Genomic DNA, 15,264 nt, shown 5'->3' with positions numbered 1-15,264 from the left:
GCATGTCACGTCAACTCTCTGCATGTCTCACGGTAGGCATTGAATATGGCCGTTAACCATGTATATAGTTTGAGTCACATAGTGAGTCGACAACGATTCGTATGGATGTCGGCAACGCCCTGAGCAGCGGTCATGTCGGTTCGGCGACTGCCCGTCCACGGCATATCCGTCTCGTGTTCGCGTCGCGCCGGCGGTGGGTTTGGCGGCGCGCTGAGCGCAGCCGGGAAGGAAGATCATGGTCAGCCTGTTCGAGGGTCTCCGCGTCGTGGACCTGACCGAGGGGATGTTGTCCGTAACCGCCGCGGTCCTCGCCGACTTCGGGGCGGACGTGGTCAAGGTCGAGCCCCCAGGAGGCGACAGCGCGCGCGGGCAGCAGGGCTTTCGCTTCTGGAACCGGGGTAAGCGCAGCCTCGTCCTGGATCTCACCACGGAGGGGGGACGTGCCGAGCTGCACGCTCTGGTGGCCGATGCCGATGTTCTGGTCGAATCGCTGGGGCCCGAGGCCACCGGATACGGCCTGACTCCCGAGTTGACGACCGCACGCAATCCGCGCCTGGTCCACTGCGGGATCACCGGGTTCGGCGAAGCCGCCGAATTGGAACACTTCGGCCGCAGCGAACAGATGGTGACCGCGAAGGTCGGCCGGCTGATGGGCAACGATCTGCTCTCCGGAGCCCACGGCGACCTCGACCGGCCGCTGTATCTGGCCTCGCCCGCGAGCACCTACGGCGCGGCCATGCTGGCCGTGCAGGCCATCGTGGCGGCGTTGTTGCAGCGGGAGCGGACCGGACGAGGCCGGTCGGTGTCCACCAGTCTGCTGGACGGCATATCAGCGGCGACCATGCGCCTGGCCTTCGAGCGCCGTGGTGAGGAGGTGGTTCCGGTGGCGGCCCGCGGCGCCGACTCGGTCCTGCTGCTGCGCGGTATCCGGCTGTGCTTCCTGACGGTCGAAACCGCCGACGGTCGCCATATCCAGATGTGCTGCCGCCAACCGCGCCTGTACCGGAACTGGATGAATGCGATCGGGCTCGGGGATGAACTGGAGCAGCCGCGCTGGGCCGGGCTCCCTCTCGGCGTCCAGAGTCTCGAGGACGCGCAGGAGTGGGAGGCGCGGGTCCGCGACCGGATGCTGGAGCGGACCCAGGAGGAATGGATGGACATGTTCCGCACCCTGGATATCGGGGCGGATCCGTTCCTGACCGAGGAGGAATTCCTGCGCCATCCCCAGCTGGTAGCCAACGAACGCGTGGTCACGGTCGATGATCCGGAGGTGGGGCCCATCCTTCAACTCGGCCCGCTGGTCACCGCGGATCGGACGCCGGGGCGGGTCGTTTCCTCGGCGCCCGCGCTGGACTCCGCGGCGCCGTGGTCCGGCTGGGAGCCCGCGACCCGGCCCGACACGTCCGCGGGTGCCGGCGAATCGGCCGGCCTGCCACTGCAGGGGTACACGATTCTCGAGATCGCGTCCTTCCTGGCGGCGCCCCTCGGACCGACTCTGCTCGCCGAACTCGGTGCCCGGGTCATCAAGGTGGAGCCGCTGGACGGTGACCCCTTCCGCAGCAGTGGGCTGGAATTCGTCCACATCGGGAACGGCAAGGAATCCGTCGCCCTCGATCTCAAATCGCCGGAAGGCAAGCAGGTATTGCATCGGCTGATCGAGCAGTCGGACGCCCTGATCCACAACTTCCGTCCCGGGGTGCCGGAGAAACTCGGCTTCGGTTACGAGCAGGCGCGCGCGATTCGGCCGGACCTCGTCTATCTCTACGGCGCCTCCTACGGCAGCAAGGGCCCCGAAGCGCACCGCGCGGCATTCCATTCGACGCCGAACGCCCTCTGCGGCGGCGGTATCGCGCAGGCCGGGAAGGGAAACCCTCCGGTGAACGACTCCTACGCCGATCCGTGCTCGGGTCTGGCGACCGGTGTCGCACTGGCGCTGGGGCTCTATGCGCGCGACCGGCACGGCATCGGCCAGTACCTCGAGACCAGCATGCTGGTCAGCGCGGGGTGGGTGCATTCGGCGCGGATGGAGTCGTACGAGGGGCGCCCGGCGCGGCTGGAGCTGACCACCGAGCAGACCGGTTTCTCTGCCCTCGACCGGCTCTATCAATGTGCCGAGGGCTGGGTCATGCTCGCCTCGGGTGATGACGAGTGGCCGCGCCTGGTGAACCTGCTGGGCAAACCGGAATGGCTCGATGACGAGCGCTTCGCCGATCGAGACGATCGTGCCGCCCACGATCGGGTCCTGCAATGGTTGCTCGAAGACGTCTTCGTCAGCCGGACCGCCGCGGAGTGGGAGGCGGCGGCGGTGGCGCAGCGGGTGCCGATCGTGTCGGCCGCCGACCATACGCTCGAGCATTTCCTGGTCCACGCGGGTTTGGTGGACAGTGCCGAACACCCCGCGTTCGGAACGTATTGGCGATTGAAGCCGCGCGTACGCATGGCCGGCGCCGAACCGGTCGAGGGACTGCCGTGTGAACTCGGTGAACACACGGAGCCGGTGTTGCGCTCGCTCGGCTATACCGATGCCGAGATCGAGCGACTGGAACGGGAGGGTATCGCGCGGTCGGCGCCGCCGGAGCGCAGGCATCCCGACGGCATCGGCGCCGGCGCGCGGCCGGTCGCCGCACGGGATGCGGCGGTCAGTCATGTCGGCTGAGGGTGGCCTGCTCGCCGGGGTCCGGGTGATCGAGGTGGCGATCCTGTCGCCGAGCGCCCTGGGCGGGCATCTGGCGGAACTGGGCGCCGACGTGATCAAGGTCGAGTCCGGCAGCGGCGATTATGTGCGCTCGATCGGGCGGCGAGCCGGACAGCGCACCTCGGACCTGCATCAGCTGTGGAATCGGGGCAAGCGCAGCGTCGTGATCGAACTGGACACCGAGGCCGGACAGGCCCGCTTCCGCGATCTGGTCGCCGACGCCGAGGTGGTGGTGGAAGGGCGCCGGCCGGGATATCTGGCCCGGCACGGTCTGGGCTACGAGGACTTGTTGCGGGTGAACCCCGCGCTCGTCTTCACCTGCCTGTCGGGGTTCGGCGACACCGGACCGTACCGGTCGTTTCCGAGTCACGGCCCCGCATTCGACGCGTATGCCGGAGCGCTGCCCCCGGCTGCGGACGCGCGGGGTCGCCCTCGCATTCCGCAGCCGAACCAGATGCCGGCCGGTGTCCTCACGGCTCCGCTGCACGCCGCGCTGGCCACGGTTTCCGCGGTCCTGCACGCGCGGGCGACCGGCCGGCCGGCCTACCTGGATATCGCCCAGGCGGATGCGGCCACCTATGCGCGGGCGGCCGATGTGGTGCGCTGGCGCCACGACGAGCAGGCCGCACCGAACGACGCCGCCGGAGGAGATATGGCGGGCGATCTGTTCGAGGATTCGGTTCTCGTGCAGTACTACCGCACCGCCGACGGGCGGCACGTCCTGTTCCAGGCGATGGAACCCAAATTCCTGGAGCGTTTCGCCGCATTGGTGGGCCGGCCGGACCTATCGGATGCCTTTCCCGCGGATCGAGAGGCGGACTGGCTGCGCGGCCGCGACGATCTGCGCGCCGAGATCGCGGAAATCTTCGCGAGCCGGCCCGCCGCGTACTGGATTCGGGCGGCCACCGAGCACAACATCCCGGTGACACCCGTCAACGAGGGCGCCGATCTGCTCGGTGATCCGCACTTCGTGGAACGGGCGCGGTGGCTGGCGGACGAGAACGACGGTCCGGCCGTCCCTGCCCTGCCGGTGCGGGTGACACCGCCACTCCCGGCGATCCGGCGAGCCCCGGACCGGGGGGAGCATTCGTCCGAGATCCTCGGCGCCGACGCGGCGGAACGCGTCGCAGCGTCGGCGACCGGCTGAACGACAACCGCTTCGGCAGCAGTAGGGCGGTGCTCGCAGTCCATCTTCATGGAGCCGTGAGCACCGCCCTGTAGCGAATCCGACCGGAGAGAGCTCCGGGCACAGGAAGGAAAACACATGGGAAAACTGGATGGCCGGGTCGCGTTCGTCACCGGCGCGGCCCGCGGACAGGGCCGGGCCGAGGCCGTGCTCCTCGCCGAAGAAGGCGCTGACATCATCGCGATCGACGTCTGCGCCTCACCGACCCGCACCGATTACCCGGCGGCAACACCGGACGATCTGGCCGAAACGGTACGCCTGGTCGAGAAGGCCGATCGCCGGATCGTCTCGGCCCAGGTCGACGTGCGGGACCTGAAGGCGGTGTCGGACGTGGTGACGTCGGGTGTCGCCGAGTTGGGCGGCCGCCTGGACGTCGTGGTGGCGAATGCCGGAATCGTGACGTGGGGCCGGTTCTGGGAGATGGACATCGAGCGCTGGCACAGCATGATCGACATCAACCTCACCGGGGTCTTCCACACCTTGCGGGCCGCGGTTCCGTATATGATCGAGGCCGGAAACGGTGGCTCGATCATCGCGACCAGTTCCTCGGCCGGCATCAAATCGCTTCCGGGGCAGGCACATTACTCGGCCGCCAAACACGGCGTCGTCGGGCTGGTCAAATCCGCCGCGCAGGAGCTGGCGCCGTATCGGATCCGGGTCAATTCCCTGCACCCGTGGGCGGTGTCGACGCCGATGGGCGCGCTGGGACCCGAGGGCGAGAAGGTCTTCGCCGACAATCCGTCCTATCAGAACGCGATGGGACAGATCCTGTTCGATCCGCCCGCCACCGACGCGGAGGACATCGCGAAGTCGGTGCTGTTCCTGGCGAGCGACGATTCGCGCACCATCACCGCGGCGCAATTCACCGTGGACCACGGCAGCACCCGGATCTGAATCCGCTCCGACGAGAAAACCGCTGCGGGAGTCGACTTTTCGACTCCCGCAGCGGTTTCGTCATATCCGGCGCAGTCGATCAGACGACGGCCGGAATATCGATGCCGTACAGCTCGGCGGCGTTGTCCTGCAGAATGCGGCGGCGGCTGGCCGGGTCGAGACCCGACAGCACGCGGGCGAAGTGCCCCTTGGCATTCGGATACAGACACGTCGGATGCGGGATGTCGGTTTCCACCAGGATGTTGTTCACGCCGATGTCGTCGACCAGTTTCTGCGGCGCGGAGGACTCGAACCAGAACATGACGTACAGGTGGTCACGGAAGTACTCCGTGGGCCGTCGCTGCTGCAGCGATTTCTCGGCCGGGGTGGTGACCATCTCATCGAGCTGATACTCCAGTGCCTCCAGCAGGAACGGCACCCAACCGATGCCGCTTTCGGCGGACACGATCTTGAGCTTCGGGTAGCGGTCGAACAGATTGCTCATGCACAGATTCGTCACGATACGGACATTGCTCATGTACATCTGCGTAGCCATCACCGCGAGCCAGCGCTGCGGGCCGAAGCTGCCCCAGCTCGGCGGTGCGATCCTCTTGCCCCCGGTCGACACCGGAGTCTTTCCCTCCCGCTGCTCGCGCATGGTGCGGCGGATGCCCTCCGACTCCTCTCGGGTGCCGCCGGCGCCGATGTGGAAATTGGCGACCGTCTCGGTGGAGTTGAAGATGTCCCACATCGGCTCGAAATACGGTTCGGGCAGTTCCGGCAGGTCGAGCAGCTCGGGCTTGTCCGACAGGGTGAAGCCCGTCATTCCCTTGTCGATCAGGCGGGTCATCTCCTTCACCGTCAGGTCCATGTCCCAGATCGGGAGCATTCCCTGTGGCAGCAGCCGCCCTCCGGATTCGTGCTGCACCTCGATCAGGAAGTCGTTGTAGGTCTGCAGGATCATCGTTCGCTGTTCCAGGTCGGGGACCGCGAAGATGTGGTTGGAGGAGAATCCGACGCCGTTCGGGTACAGCACCTGCGCCCATACGCCCTGGTCGTCGAGGAGATCGAGCCGCTCCTTGGTAGACCAGGCGGAGTGATGGATCTCCTCGAACGGCTGCAGGGTGTTGGTTCCCAGCACCTTCTTGGGGCCGTGACCGATGGTGTTGCCGCCGATACTCGCCCACATCTCACCGTCGACGTACCAAGCCGTCACACCGTTGCGTGTCTCCTGCACCGGCACCCGTCCACGCAGCGATTCGGGCACCCGCGCGGTCCAGAGATCGGCAGGCTCGGTCAGGTGGGCGTCGCAGTCCACGATCCGGAGATCGTCGATGTCGGTGGCAGCCCCTTCAGGCAACGTCGCCGTCATGGTGGTCCTTCCTAGGAGACGGCTGCCCGGACGGGCAGCCTGAATACGTTGCGGCTCGGGAGTGAGCACCCGCGATCTGGGGGACAGTCGTGCCGAACCTTCTAAAACTATATCTATAATTTGGACCACACGTCCATCCTCGGCGCCACAAACTTTACTTCTGTCGGGAGAAATGGCTAGTGAAGCCGTTTCTCTGTAGGGCCAACCGGGGCATCTAGGTGGAAACGTTGCACATAGTTTACGGATCTGCCGAGCCGGCTTCTGAGGCTTCCGCTGTGGACCGGTGATCCGCTCCGCGTCGTACGTAGGGGGTCTGCGCCAATGCCGGCATCCACGTGACGAAGGAAACGAAACTATTCCGTTTCGTTTTGGAGTACGCTCGACTCATGGACACTTCGACATCTGCTTCGATCGCTGACATCGTCGCCGCCTCGCGGATCCTGTTCGACTCGGGCGCGACGAAGCCGGTCGACAGCCGCATCAGACACCTTCGTGCGCTCCGTGCCATGCTCACCGAGAACGAGTCGGCATTCGAGGCCGCACTCTGGACGGATCTCCACAAGAGTCCGGCGGAAGCGCAGATCACCGAGATCAGCGTGACGATCGGCGAGATCAACCATGCGCTTCGCCACCTCCGCCGCTGGCTTCGGCCCAGCCGCGGCCCGATCTCTCCGGCGCTGTCTCCGGCCCGCGCTCGACTCGTTCGTGAGCCGCTGGGAGTGGTGCTGATCATCGCTCCGTGGAACTACCCCATGCAGTTGCTGCTGGACCCGCTGACCGGTGCGCTGGCGGCCGGTAACACCGCAGTGGTCAAGCCGAGCGAACTCGCCCCTGCCACATCGGCATTGATCGCGCGCCTCGTTCCGCAGTACTTCCCCGACGGGGCCGTTCGTGTCGTGCAGGGCGGTGTCCCCGAGACAACGGAGCTCCTGACCTGCAAGTTCGATCACATCGTCTTCACCGGTGGTGGGGTTGTGGGACGTATCGTGATGCGCGCGGCCGCAGAACATCTCACGCCCGTCACCCTCGAACTGGGCGGCAAGTCTCCGGTCTGGTTCGATGACGACGCGAATCTGGCCGATGTCGCACGCCGGTTGGCGTGGGCGAAATTCACCAATGCCGGTCAGACGTGCATCGCCCCGGACTATGTCATGACCACCCCCGAGCGGGCCCCGGCCCTGGTTGCCGCGCTCGACAAGGCGATCGGCGAGCTGTATGGCAGTGACCCGCGCGTGGGTGCCGAGTACGGCCGCATCATCAATGAGCGCCAATTCGACCGGCTCATCGGTTTGCTGGACGGAGTGCAGGTGAATGTGGGCGGGCAGCACGACCGCGGCGAGCGCTACATCGCCCCGACCGTTGTCACGGTGCCCGACGGTGCCGCCTCTGTCGGGCCGGATGCGGCGGTGCCGGTGTTACGGGAAGAGATCTTCGGCCCGATTCTCCCCATCGTGCCCGTCGCCTCCGCCCACGAAGCGGTCCGGGTCGTCAACGCCTGGGACAAGCCGCTTGCCCTCTATGTCTTCAGTTCCTCGGCCGAGACTCGCGATCTGTTCGAACGCAACACCTCCTCGGGCGCGATCGTTCACAACGCGGGGATCATCCACGCCGGCTCGACCGGGCTACCGTTCGGAGGTGTCGGTGCCAGCGGGATGGGCGCTTATCACGGCATCCACTCGTGGCGAACTTTCACACACCTCAAGCCGGTTCTCACAAAACCTCTGAAGCCCGACACGCTGGGGCTTGTCCAGCCGCCGACCTCCGCGCTCGGTCGTCGATTCGCGCAGACCCTGTTGCGACGAGGCTGAATGTCGCGGGATCCCCGTGGCTCAGGTGCCCGCCGATCATCCTGGTAAAGAGGAGAGGAACACGTTCGACATCGAAATGAACCACCGCAACACTTGGAGTTCCAGCTATGACAGGCCCGCCGAGACCTTCGAACAGAGGGCGCAGCAACGATCCTCGTCTGGATGAAGCGCTGATCATGGCGGCGATCGAGGTGTTGAACGAGGTCGGGTATGCGGCATTCACCACGGCCGAAGTCGCACGGCGGGCAGGCGCCTCGACCGCCTCCATCTACCGAAGGTGGCCTTCGAAACAGGCGCTCACCGCCGCGGTCGCGTCCCATATCGCGGCCGCCGAACTCGGTGATATCGATACCGGTTGTCTCGAAGGCGATCTGCGGGAACTGCTACGGCGAAAACAGCGGATCATCGACGCGAGCGCGGGGCCGGCATTGCTGTCGCTGATGGGGCATGCCGCCCACGACGCCGGACTGCGCCGGGTCCTGCACGACAATGTCTATCGCGTCACCCGAAAGACCCTCGAAGATCTCACCGCACGCGCCGCGAGCCGCCACGAGCTCGATGAGGGTGTGGACGCGGCAGAAGTCAGCATCATGGCCCTCACCTTGATCGGAACCGCTTTGGCTCGCTCGGTATTCGTCACGTCGGCCCGGTCCCAGACGCCGAACGAGCGCACCACGGCGGAGCCGGACAATGCCGAGCTCGAAGAAGTCGAGCTCCGCATGTTGTTGAGGACGTTCGGTTCGATCGCCGCTCGGCACCGGTGAAGTCGCCCGCCGAGGATGGCCGTTGCCCATGTCGATTTCACCGACGTGGGCAACGGCCGTCTTGTCGACCGGCGCGCCGCTGATCTTCGCGTGCCCTAGACCGCGCACATCGACTGCAGGACGCCGCGCAGGATGGGCGCACCGTAGGTCGTGGGCGCGAAGGCCAGCGTTTGTGCGATGCCCAACGGAGTCGTCACGGTGACCGGCACACCGGCGAGTCCGAGCGCGGAATTGCCGGCGGTCAGCAGCAGGCTGGTGGTGTCCAATGCGAGTGTCACGAGGGCGAGGACGTTTTCCACCCGCACCTGCGCAAGCGGTACCGTGTCGAGCGCGTGACCTTCGTAGATGTCGAAGCCCAGATTCGCGAGGAAGGTCAGCACCCCGTTGTCGGCGCTGTCGACCAGAGGTCCGAGTTGCTCGGTGCGTCGCATGACCGCGAGCTTCGCGACCCGGTTCTCGCGCAGGAAGTCTTGCAGCACAGCCGCATTCGCGTTCACCGCGTCGACGTCGGACACCAGACCGGGGGTGCTGGTGAGGAAATTGCGGGTGCGTTCGGCGACTTCGGAGGTGGTGAGCTCGGCGATGGGTGTGCAACGACCGTCGGCTACGACGACCTGATCGGCCAGATCCAGCAGCGGCTGGGGGACATCCACGTGCTCGTCGGGGAGGTCCGGTTGCAGTGTCGAATAGTTGCCGGGTGACGGGCATCCGGTGGTGGACAGTTGCCGCTGGACGGCGCGTGCCAGGGCCTTCACTCCGTTGAACAGCGCGCCCACGATCGGCCTGAGCACGAAACCCGCCGTGGGTACCATGCTCGCACCCAGCTGTGCCGGGATCTTGACCACCCGGGTAGCGAGGATGAAGATCTCGATCACGTCGTTGACCGTCAACGCCGACAGCGGGATCGTGTGATCGATACGCCCGGATCGGATGGCATCGAGCGCGTTGACCACATTGGTGACGATGGGATCGTCGAGGAATTGCGTGCGGTCGTTCACCGGGCCGACGGCGAGTAGGTCGGGATGGACATGGAGCGTGGCGATGGCACCGCGGAATTCCTCGACGCGCTGGTCGAAGTCCGTCTGCTGGGGTGCCGGCACGACGGTGCGGAGGGCTGTCGCGGTCGCCGTGGCGATGTCGTCGACGGTGGGGGAGGAATGGCCGCAGATCGCTCCCGCGTCCACGACGGCCGTCGCGGCGAGACTTTCGCCGGCCTCGGCGTTCGCCGGGGCGGCGCAGGGAATCAGGACGGCTGTGCCGAGGATCGCGGTAACGGCGATTGCCCCGAGCGTCGGGGCCGAAGCTGTGAAGCGCATGAAATCGGACGTCTTTCTGTCGGTGACGCTCGAACACGGCCGCGGCGCGGCCGAGAGAGCGATCGACGAAGTGGAGGAAGTTCCGGCGATGCGCGCGCCGTCGGGCACATCGCTATTCGAGTGACGGTTGTGCGTAATGCGCTCAGCGGACGCCGCTGGGGCGACGACGGGTGCCGGGCTGCTGCTCGGGCATCGAGTTGGACGGCACCGGATACGGGGTGCCGACGGTGGCTGTGCCGAGGACGACGTTGGGGCCGCACTGAGCCGCGGCGGCATCGGTGCGCGAGTGGGGGTCGGTGACCGGCGGCGCCGAGGCGTCCGGGGCGGAGGCGAAGTCGAATGCCGAGGTCATATCGCCGGTGACAGAGCGGCGCCAGCGGGTCAGGTTGGGCACCTCGACACCGAAACGCGTTTCCAGCAAACGCAATTGGGACGTGTGGTCGAAAGTATCCGAGGCCACCAGTCCGCCGCGGGAGTAGGGAGAAATGACCAGGCACGGCACCCGGTAGCCCAGGCCTATCGGGCCGGCCACGCCTCGCGCGTCCCACACGCGGTTCAGATCCACGGTGAGGTACTCGCCGGGCGTGCCCGGCGGCGGGGTGGGCGGTGTGACGTGATCGAAGAAGCCGCCATTCTCGTCGTAGGACACGATCAGTGCGGTCTTCTCCCACACGGCCGGGTTGGAGGTGAGGATGTCGAGGACCTGCATGATTCCTACCGCGCCGAAAGCCGGTGGTAGTGCCGGATGTTCGCAGTTGATCAGCGGCGGGATCACCCACGACACCGAGGGCAAGGTACCCGCGGCGACATCGGCGGCGAAGTCGTGTGGAAACACCGGCGTCTTACCACGTTGGGCCAGTGGAGAATTCGGGTCCGCAGCCTGTTTGAACGAGCTCAGCATTCCGTCGAGGAACACCTGGGAGATCGGCCCGACGTCGTTGTTGTTGTAGATCTTCCAACTGACTCCGGCCTCTTGCAGGTTGTCGGGCATGGTGCGCCAGCTGAAAGTGTTCTGTCTGATGAGCGGATTGGTCATCACGTGCGGTCCGCCGTTGTGACCGTCGGGGTCGATGGTCCCCGAGATCCAATACAGCCGATTGGGATCGGTGGGCCCGAGCACCGAACAGTGGTAGCCGTCGCACAGCGTGAAGGCATTCGCCAAATCGTGGTGCACGGGAATGTCCTCGCGGGTGTAATAACCCATCGCCGCGGGACCGTTGCCCACGCCGACTTTGGAAATCGACATCGGCATCCACTTGTCGTTACGTCCGCCGTTCCACGCCTCGTGCATGCCGGACCAGCTGTGATCAGGGTCGTTGATGCACTCACCGTCGAGACTGGGGCCGCGGGTGGTGTCGAGCCGGAAGGGCACCAGGAACCCGTCCGGGTCGCGCCCCACGCCCGGTGTATAGCCGAACTGCTGCCACGCCGGTGACGGGTCGCCGAAACCTCGTACGCCGGAATAGGTTCCGAAGTAGTGATCGAAGGACCGGTTCTCCTGCATCAGCAACACGAAATGCTCGATATCACCGAGCCCACCCGTCCCGGCCGGATCAGCGGCGTGTGCCTTGGCGATGATCGGTCCAGCCCATGAGGCGACTGCCGCTGCCCCGCCGGCGGCCATCGCTTTGGCGAGAAACCCTCGCCGGTTGATTCCGTCGAACGCACCCATACCCACCTCTTCCCAGCATTGTGGAATCAGGTGGCGCCGGCGCTCGCAAGCAGGCGAACCACCCAGATCCTGGACAATCGACCAATTTCTTGAATCGAAGCCGATCCGGGTGATCGTTGACGGGTGAAAACATGAACGGAGGCTGAACAATGCCCACCGTGGGCGTCGCGGCACCTGCTGGGCGGGCTCGCGCCGCGGGGGAGTGGTGGGGTGCTGGGCTCAGCCGCGGCCGTAGCGCACCTGGTAGCGCTCACGCTCCTCGGCCGCGCGGCGGCGTTCCTCCTCGTTGGCCAGCTCCGGATCCAGGCCGTGCTTGAGGAGTACGTGGCGCCGGTAGACATACATCAACGCGATGGCGAAAAAGGCGAGCGGCAGATACACCAGCGAAGCCATCGCCGGTCCCATCCACACGGGCCCCGGAACCAGCAGGAACAGGCACAGCAGCGGAATGGGAGGAACCAGGAAGCGTGTGAAATAGCGGCGGGCCGCGCCCGGCCCGGTCTGGTCGCGAAGCACCCACTCGCGCATCGACGGTGGCAGCGTCGCTCCGCAGATGTACCGGATGCGTTGCGAGATGGTCGGGGTTTGTTCAGTCACTGCCTTCTCCTCTGAGTGTGGCATGTTTGGCTGCTTCGTTGACTCGGGTGAGCACTTCGCGCAGTTCTTCGAGATCGTCCAGGCTCACGCCCAGCCGCGCGACGACGGCCCCGGGAATTCGCTCGGCTGCCCGCCGCAGTTCACGTCCGGCGTCGGTGAGATCAACGACCAGTGCGCGTTCGTTGACCGGATCGCGGCGTCGGGTGATCAAGCCCGCGTTTTCCAGCCGTTTGAGCAGTGGCGACAGGGTCGGTGAATCGAGCTGGATCGCATCGGCGATGTCTCGCACCGACATCGGCGCCTCTCCCCACAGGGCCAGCATCACGAGATATTGCGGATGCGTCAGCCCCAGCGGTTCCAGCAGCGGCCGGTATACCCCGAGAACGGACCGGTTGGCCACCGCCAGCGCGAAGCACACCTGCCGATCCAGCCGGAGCGGGTCGTCCGTTTCGACCGTCATGGTCCCTCCTGATCATCGCCTCTCCTATTAGATTAGTGCAGTAACAGTTAACGCACAAACTATTAGGGTGTTAGGTAGGCGACACGCCCCTAGGCCGTTGCGCGGCGGCGGCGGGATTGCGCAGGCCGGTCCGGGTCAGGGCTGCACTTCTCGGATGCGAACGGGGCCGACGGCGATGTCCTGCCTCCGGTGCAGCCGCGGGCCACCTAAGCTTCGGAAGCGGGCGGAAGTACCGCTCCGAGGGTTTGCTCGGACGCCGGACTCGACAGGATCGCGGTCCCGGCGTCGACGATGTTGAACAGGAATGCCTCATCGGTCAACTGGTCGAGATGGTCACCGGAACCGTGCCGGTCGGCTATGGCCGACAATGCCAGGCCCATCGCCATCGACCGCCGTTGCGCGGCGATGGGCGCGGGAAGGTGCGCCGTGCAGTCGGCGAGGATCTCGGTGATGGTTCTGGTTGCCTGCCCGATCGAATCGGTCTGCCGCGCAACGACTTCGAAGAGTGGCACAAGTTGGCGCTCGGCATTCAGCCGCGCGAGGAACCGACTGTAGTACCTCTCCGACGGTCCCACCTCGAGGAAGGGGCGAACGACGGCTTCCATCACGCCGCGCGGCGCGGCGTCGGGATCGTGATGGTCGAAGTGCGTGAGAAGTTCGAGGCGCCGCGCGCTCATGGAGCCGGCCCGGGAAGCGATGATGGCCTCGAGGAGATCCTCCTTGGCGCCGAAGTGGTAGCGGATTGCCGAGGGGTTGCGGTGCCCCGCCTCCGCGATCACCCTGCGCAGTGAAACGGCCGCGATCCCCTCCTCGGCAAACAATCGCTCCGCGGTCTGCAGTAGGTGCTCGCGGGTGCGCTGGCGAGCCGGCGACGACATACGCTCCTCCTTGACATGCAAATAAGACAGATGTAGTAAGTTAATACACCTGTCGTACAGCGTGGTCGACATACGACACGGGTACGCAGACTTCCACTCTTGATCGCAAAGGCTATCCATGCGCCATTTCGCTCCGTCTGTACGTGCTGTGGTGTGCGCCCTGACACTGACATGCCTTACTCCGTTCGCCGGCGCCGCGACAGCCTCACCGGCCGGAGTCGCGGGCCCCGTGTTCAACCCGCTCACCACGCCCGATCAGCTTCTCCTCGAGCAACTCGCCGAACGGATCGTGAGCAATCCCGTTGTGCGGCAAGCCAAGCATGACGTCGAACAGCAAGCGATCGCTGCCGTGACCGCCGCGCACGGCCCGATCAGCGCGGCAGATCGCGCCCGTGCGGATCGCGACTACGAGGAGGAGGCTTTCAGTGCCGCTCAGATCGCGGTCGATGCCGATCCGTATCGACCGCATGTGCTCGCTACGATCATGCCGCCACACAACTGGTTGGGAGTCGACGTACCCGGAAGCCGATATGCGTGGGACAACCCGGACACGACCTATCGCATCATTCCGATGGACGGATCGTCGAGCTACGTGATCCGCGGAAAGGTCGTTCCGCAACGCCCGGTCGATTGGAACTTCTCGCTCGTCGACGACGTCACGGACTTCGGGCTCGTCGGCAATATCGGCATTCACGATCTCGAGGTGGCGCCCGACGGGTCCTTCACGATCACGGTAGACAACCGACCGGCCGACGGACGGGTCAATCATCTGCAAAGTACTCCGGACACGGCACAGCTGTTCGTCCGTAACACCACCACCGACCCAGCGGGGCAGACACCGATCGCCCTCGAGGTCCAACGGATTGCGGGTCCGCCCCCTCCGCCGCCGATGACCGAACAGGAGATGGCGAACCTGGCCGCGTCGGTGCTCATGCGCGGCGCGGCGAAGCGGCAGGCATATCTGCTCCAGTCGCTGTCCACTCCGGCGAACGTCATCCCCGCCCCTCCGCCGCCGAACACGATCCCCGGCACGCTGACCACCCAGCAGCAATCGCTCGCGAATTTCCGCATCGACGACGACACCGCCGTTGTGATCACGGTCGATCCCGGCGGCGCCGGATACTTCGTCGTCCCGGTCACCGACACGTGGATGGTCACACCCGACTTCGCCCATCACACAAGCAGTTTGAACAACGAGCAAGCCGTCCCGAACCCGGATGGCACCTACACCCTCGTGCTTTCTCTCGAAGATCCCGGCTACCGCAATTGGATCGATCCGGACGGTCTGACGAACGGCACCCTCTTCGTTCGCTGGCAGGTGTTGTCCGACCGGCTGCCGGAACGAGGCGGGCCGGCCATCTCTGCCAAGGTCGTGAGCGTCTCCTCACTCGCCGCCGCCGTGCCGCCGGGAATGGCAACCGTGACCGCCACCGAGCGCGCTGCGCAATTGGCGGCGCGAGCCGCCGGGTACGAGCGACGTTTTCAGCCGGTGCTGTAGGCCGGATTCCCCGACCTGGAGCCGGTGTCTGCGCGGCACATGACCGATCCGATCCTGTGGCCACCGTGCGCGACCGGGGCGTGATGGGGGTCGGCGAAGTACCCGCCGGAAAGCCTCCACGGCATCGGCGCGGGCGCGCTCGCAG

At 65.9% G+C, this 15,264-nt stretch carries 13 protein-coding genes; 7 read left to right on the top strand and 6 right to left on the bottom strand.

Annotated elements, in window-relative coordinates:
• Positions 1–235: 235 nt before the first annotated feature.
• From IRT45_RS21105 to IRT45_RS21095, 3 genes are all read left to right on the top strand, one after another.
• Entirely contained in the window at positions 236–2,656 is a 2,421-nt protein-coding gene (locus IRT45_RS21105) for a CaiB/BaiF CoA-transferase family protein (protein WP_194807560.1), read from the top strand.
• Positions 2,646–3,842 (top strand): CaiB/BaiF CoA-transferase family protein, encoded by a 1,197-nt coding sequence (locus IRT45_RS21100; protein WP_194807559.1) that lies wholly within the window; start codon positions 2,646–2,648, stop codon positions 3,840–3,842. Before IRT45_RS21105 ends, IRT45_RS21100 begins: the two co-directional genes overlap by 11 nt.
• Positions 3,843–3,959: 117 nt before the next feature.
• Positions 3,960–4,775 (top strand): mycofactocin-coupled SDR family oxidoreductase, encoded by an 816-nt coding sequence (locus IRT45_RS21095; protein WP_194807558.1) that lies wholly within the window; start codon positions 3,960–3,962, stop codon positions 4,773–4,775.
• Between the two features lie 79 nt (positions 4,776–4,854).
• On the opposite strand, the gene IRT45_RS21090 is transcribed toward IRT45_RS21095, so the two are convergent.
• Entirely contained in the window at positions 4,855–6,126 is a 1,272-nt protein-coding gene (locus tag IRT45_RS21090) for an amidohydrolase family protein (protein ID WP_194807557.1), read from the bottom strand.
• A 386-nt stretch (positions 6,127–6,512) separates the two neighbouring features.
• Between IRT45_RS21090 and IRT45_RS21085 the strand changes: the two genes are divergently transcribed.
• Together IRT45_RS21085 and IRT45_RS21080 are read left to right on the top strand one after the other, a co-directional pair.
• Positions 6,513–7,934: an aldehyde dehydrogenase family protein gene (locus IRT45_RS21085; protein WP_194807556.1), complete on the top strand. Its 1,422-nt coding sequence runs from the start codon at positions 6,513–6,515 to the stop codon at positions 7,932–7,934.
• Between the two features lie 176 nt (positions 7,935–8,110).
• Positions 8,111–8,698, top strand: a complete 588-nt coding sequence (locus IRT45_RS21080; RefSeq protein ID WP_194807555.1) for a TetR/AcrR family transcriptional regulator — start codon at positions 8,111–8,113, stop codon at positions 8,696–8,698.
• Between the two features lie 95 nt (positions 8,699–8,793).
• On the opposite strand, the gene IRT45_RS21075 is transcribed toward IRT45_RS21080, so the two are convergent.
• Complete coding sequence (locus tag IRT45_RS21075; protein ID WP_194807554.1) at positions 8,794–10,014, bottom strand: hypothetical protein; 1,221 nt, start codon at positions 10,012–10,014, stop codon at positions 8,794–8,796.
• On the opposite strand from IRT45_RS21075, the gene IRT45_RS37510 reads away from it, so the two are divergent.
• Complete coding sequence (locus IRT45_RS37510) at positions 10,013–10,138, top strand: hypothetical protein (protein WP_255535584.1); 126 nt, start codon at positions 10,013–10,015, stop codon at positions 10,136–10,138. The two genes, IRT45_RS21075 and IRT45_RS37510, sit on opposite strands and share 2 nt — an antisense overlap.
• Before the next feature lie 18 nt (positions 10,139–10,156).
• Here IRT45_RS37510 and IRT45_RS21070 read toward each other — a convergent pair whose 3' ends face one another.
• From IRT45_RS21070 to IRT45_RS21055, 4 genes are all read right to left on the bottom strand, one after another.
• Positions 10,157–11,686, bottom strand: coding sequence for a phospholipase C (locus IRT45_RS21070; protein WP_194807553.1), 1,530 nt, complete (start codon positions 11,684–11,686; stop codon positions 10,157–10,159).
• Between the two features lie 219 nt (positions 11,687–11,905).
• Positions 11,906–12,307 (bottom strand): DUF5313 family protein, encoded by a 402-nt coding sequence (locus tag IRT45_RS21065; RefSeq protein ID WP_194807552.1) that lies wholly within the window; start codon positions 12,305–12,307, stop codon positions 11,906–11,908.
• On the bottom strand, positions 12,276–12,743 hold the full coding sequence (locus IRT45_RS21060; RefSeq protein ID WP_194807551.1) for a MarR family winged helix-turn-helix transcriptional regulator: 468 nt from the start codon (positions 12,741–12,743) through the stop codon (positions 12,276–12,278). The genes IRT45_RS21065 and IRT45_RS21060 overlap by 32 nt, the downstream gene beginning before the upstream one ends.
• A gap of 206 nt (positions 12,744–12,949) precedes the next feature.
• The gene (locus IRT45_RS21055; protein WP_194807550.1) at positions 12,950–13,693 is read right to left on the bottom strand and encodes a TetR/AcrR family transcriptional regulator; all 744 of its coding nucleotides are present in this window, start codon (positions 13,691–13,693) and stop codon (positions 12,950–12,952) included.
• A gap of 157 nt (positions 13,694–13,850) precedes the next feature.
• Here IRT45_RS21055 and IRT45_RS21050 point away from each other — a divergent pair, with 157 nt between their 5' ends.
• Entirely contained in the window at positions 13,851–15,119 is a 1,269-nt protein-coding gene (locus IRT45_RS21050) for a hypothetical protein (protein ID WP_194807549.1), read from the top strand.
• The last annotated feature ends 145 nt before the right edge of the window (positions 15,120–15,264 follow it).

Origin of the sequence: Nocardia sp. BSTN01 (assembly GCF_015354405.1) — a bacterium.
GTDB lineage: Bacteria > Actinomycetota > Actinomycetes > Mycobacteriales > Mycobacteriaceae > Nocardia.
The sequence above is the reverse complement of the archived record's forward strand: the minus strand, read 5'-3'. Positions and strand labels throughout refer to the sequence as shown.

Excerpts from the sequence above, each read along its gene's own strand:
- IRT45_RS21100 (WP_194807559.1), top strand. The coding sequence starts at position 2,646 with ATGTCGGCTGAGGGTGGCCTGCTCGCCGGGGTCCGGGTGATCGAGGTG.
- IRT45_RS21090 (WP_194807557.1), bottom strand. The coding sequence starts at position 6,126 with ATGACGGCGACGTTGCCTGAAGGGGCTGCCACCGACATCGACGATCTC.
- IRT45_RS21095 (WP_194807558.1), top strand. The coding sequence starts at position 3,960 with ATGGGAAAACTGGATGGCCGGGTCGCGTTCGTCACCGGCGCGGCCCGC.
- IRT45_RS21055 (WP_194807550.1), bottom strand. The coding sequence starts at position 13,693 with ATGTCGACCACGCTGTACGACAGGTGTATTAACTTACTACATCTGTCT.
- IRT45_RS37510 (WP_255535584.1), top strand. The coding sequence starts at position 10,013 with ATGAAATCGGACGTCTTTCTGTCGGTGACGCTCGAACACGGCCGCGGC.
- IRT45_RS21080 (WP_194807555.1), top strand. The coding sequence starts at position 8,111 with ATGGCGGCGATCGAGGTGTTGAACGAGGTCGGGTATGCGGCATTCACC.
- IRT45_RS21105 (WP_194807560.1), top strand. The coding sequence starts at position 236 with ATGGTCAGCCTGTTCGAGGGTCTCCGCGTCGTGGACCTGACCGAGGGG.
- IRT45_RS21070 (WP_194807553.1), bottom strand. The coding sequence starts at position 11,686 with ATGGGTGCGTTCGACGGAATCAACCGGCGAGGGTTTCTCGCCAAAGCG.
- IRT45_RS21085 (WP_194807556.1), top strand. The coding sequence starts at position 6,513 with ATGGACACTTCGACATCTGCTTCGATCGCTGACATCGTCGCCGCCTCG.
- IRT45_RS21075 (WP_194807554.1), bottom strand. The coding sequence starts at position 10,014 with ATGCGCTTCACAGCTTCGGCCCCGACGCTCGGGGCAATCGCCGTTACC.
- IRT45_RS21065 (WP_194807552.1), bottom strand. The coding sequence starts at position 12,307 with ATGCCACACTCAGAGGAGAAGGCAGTGACTGAACAAACCCCGACCATC.
- IRT45_RS21060 (WP_194807551.1), bottom strand. The coding sequence starts at position 12,743 with ATGACGGTCGAAACGGACGACCCGCTCCGGCTGGATCGGCAGGTGTGC.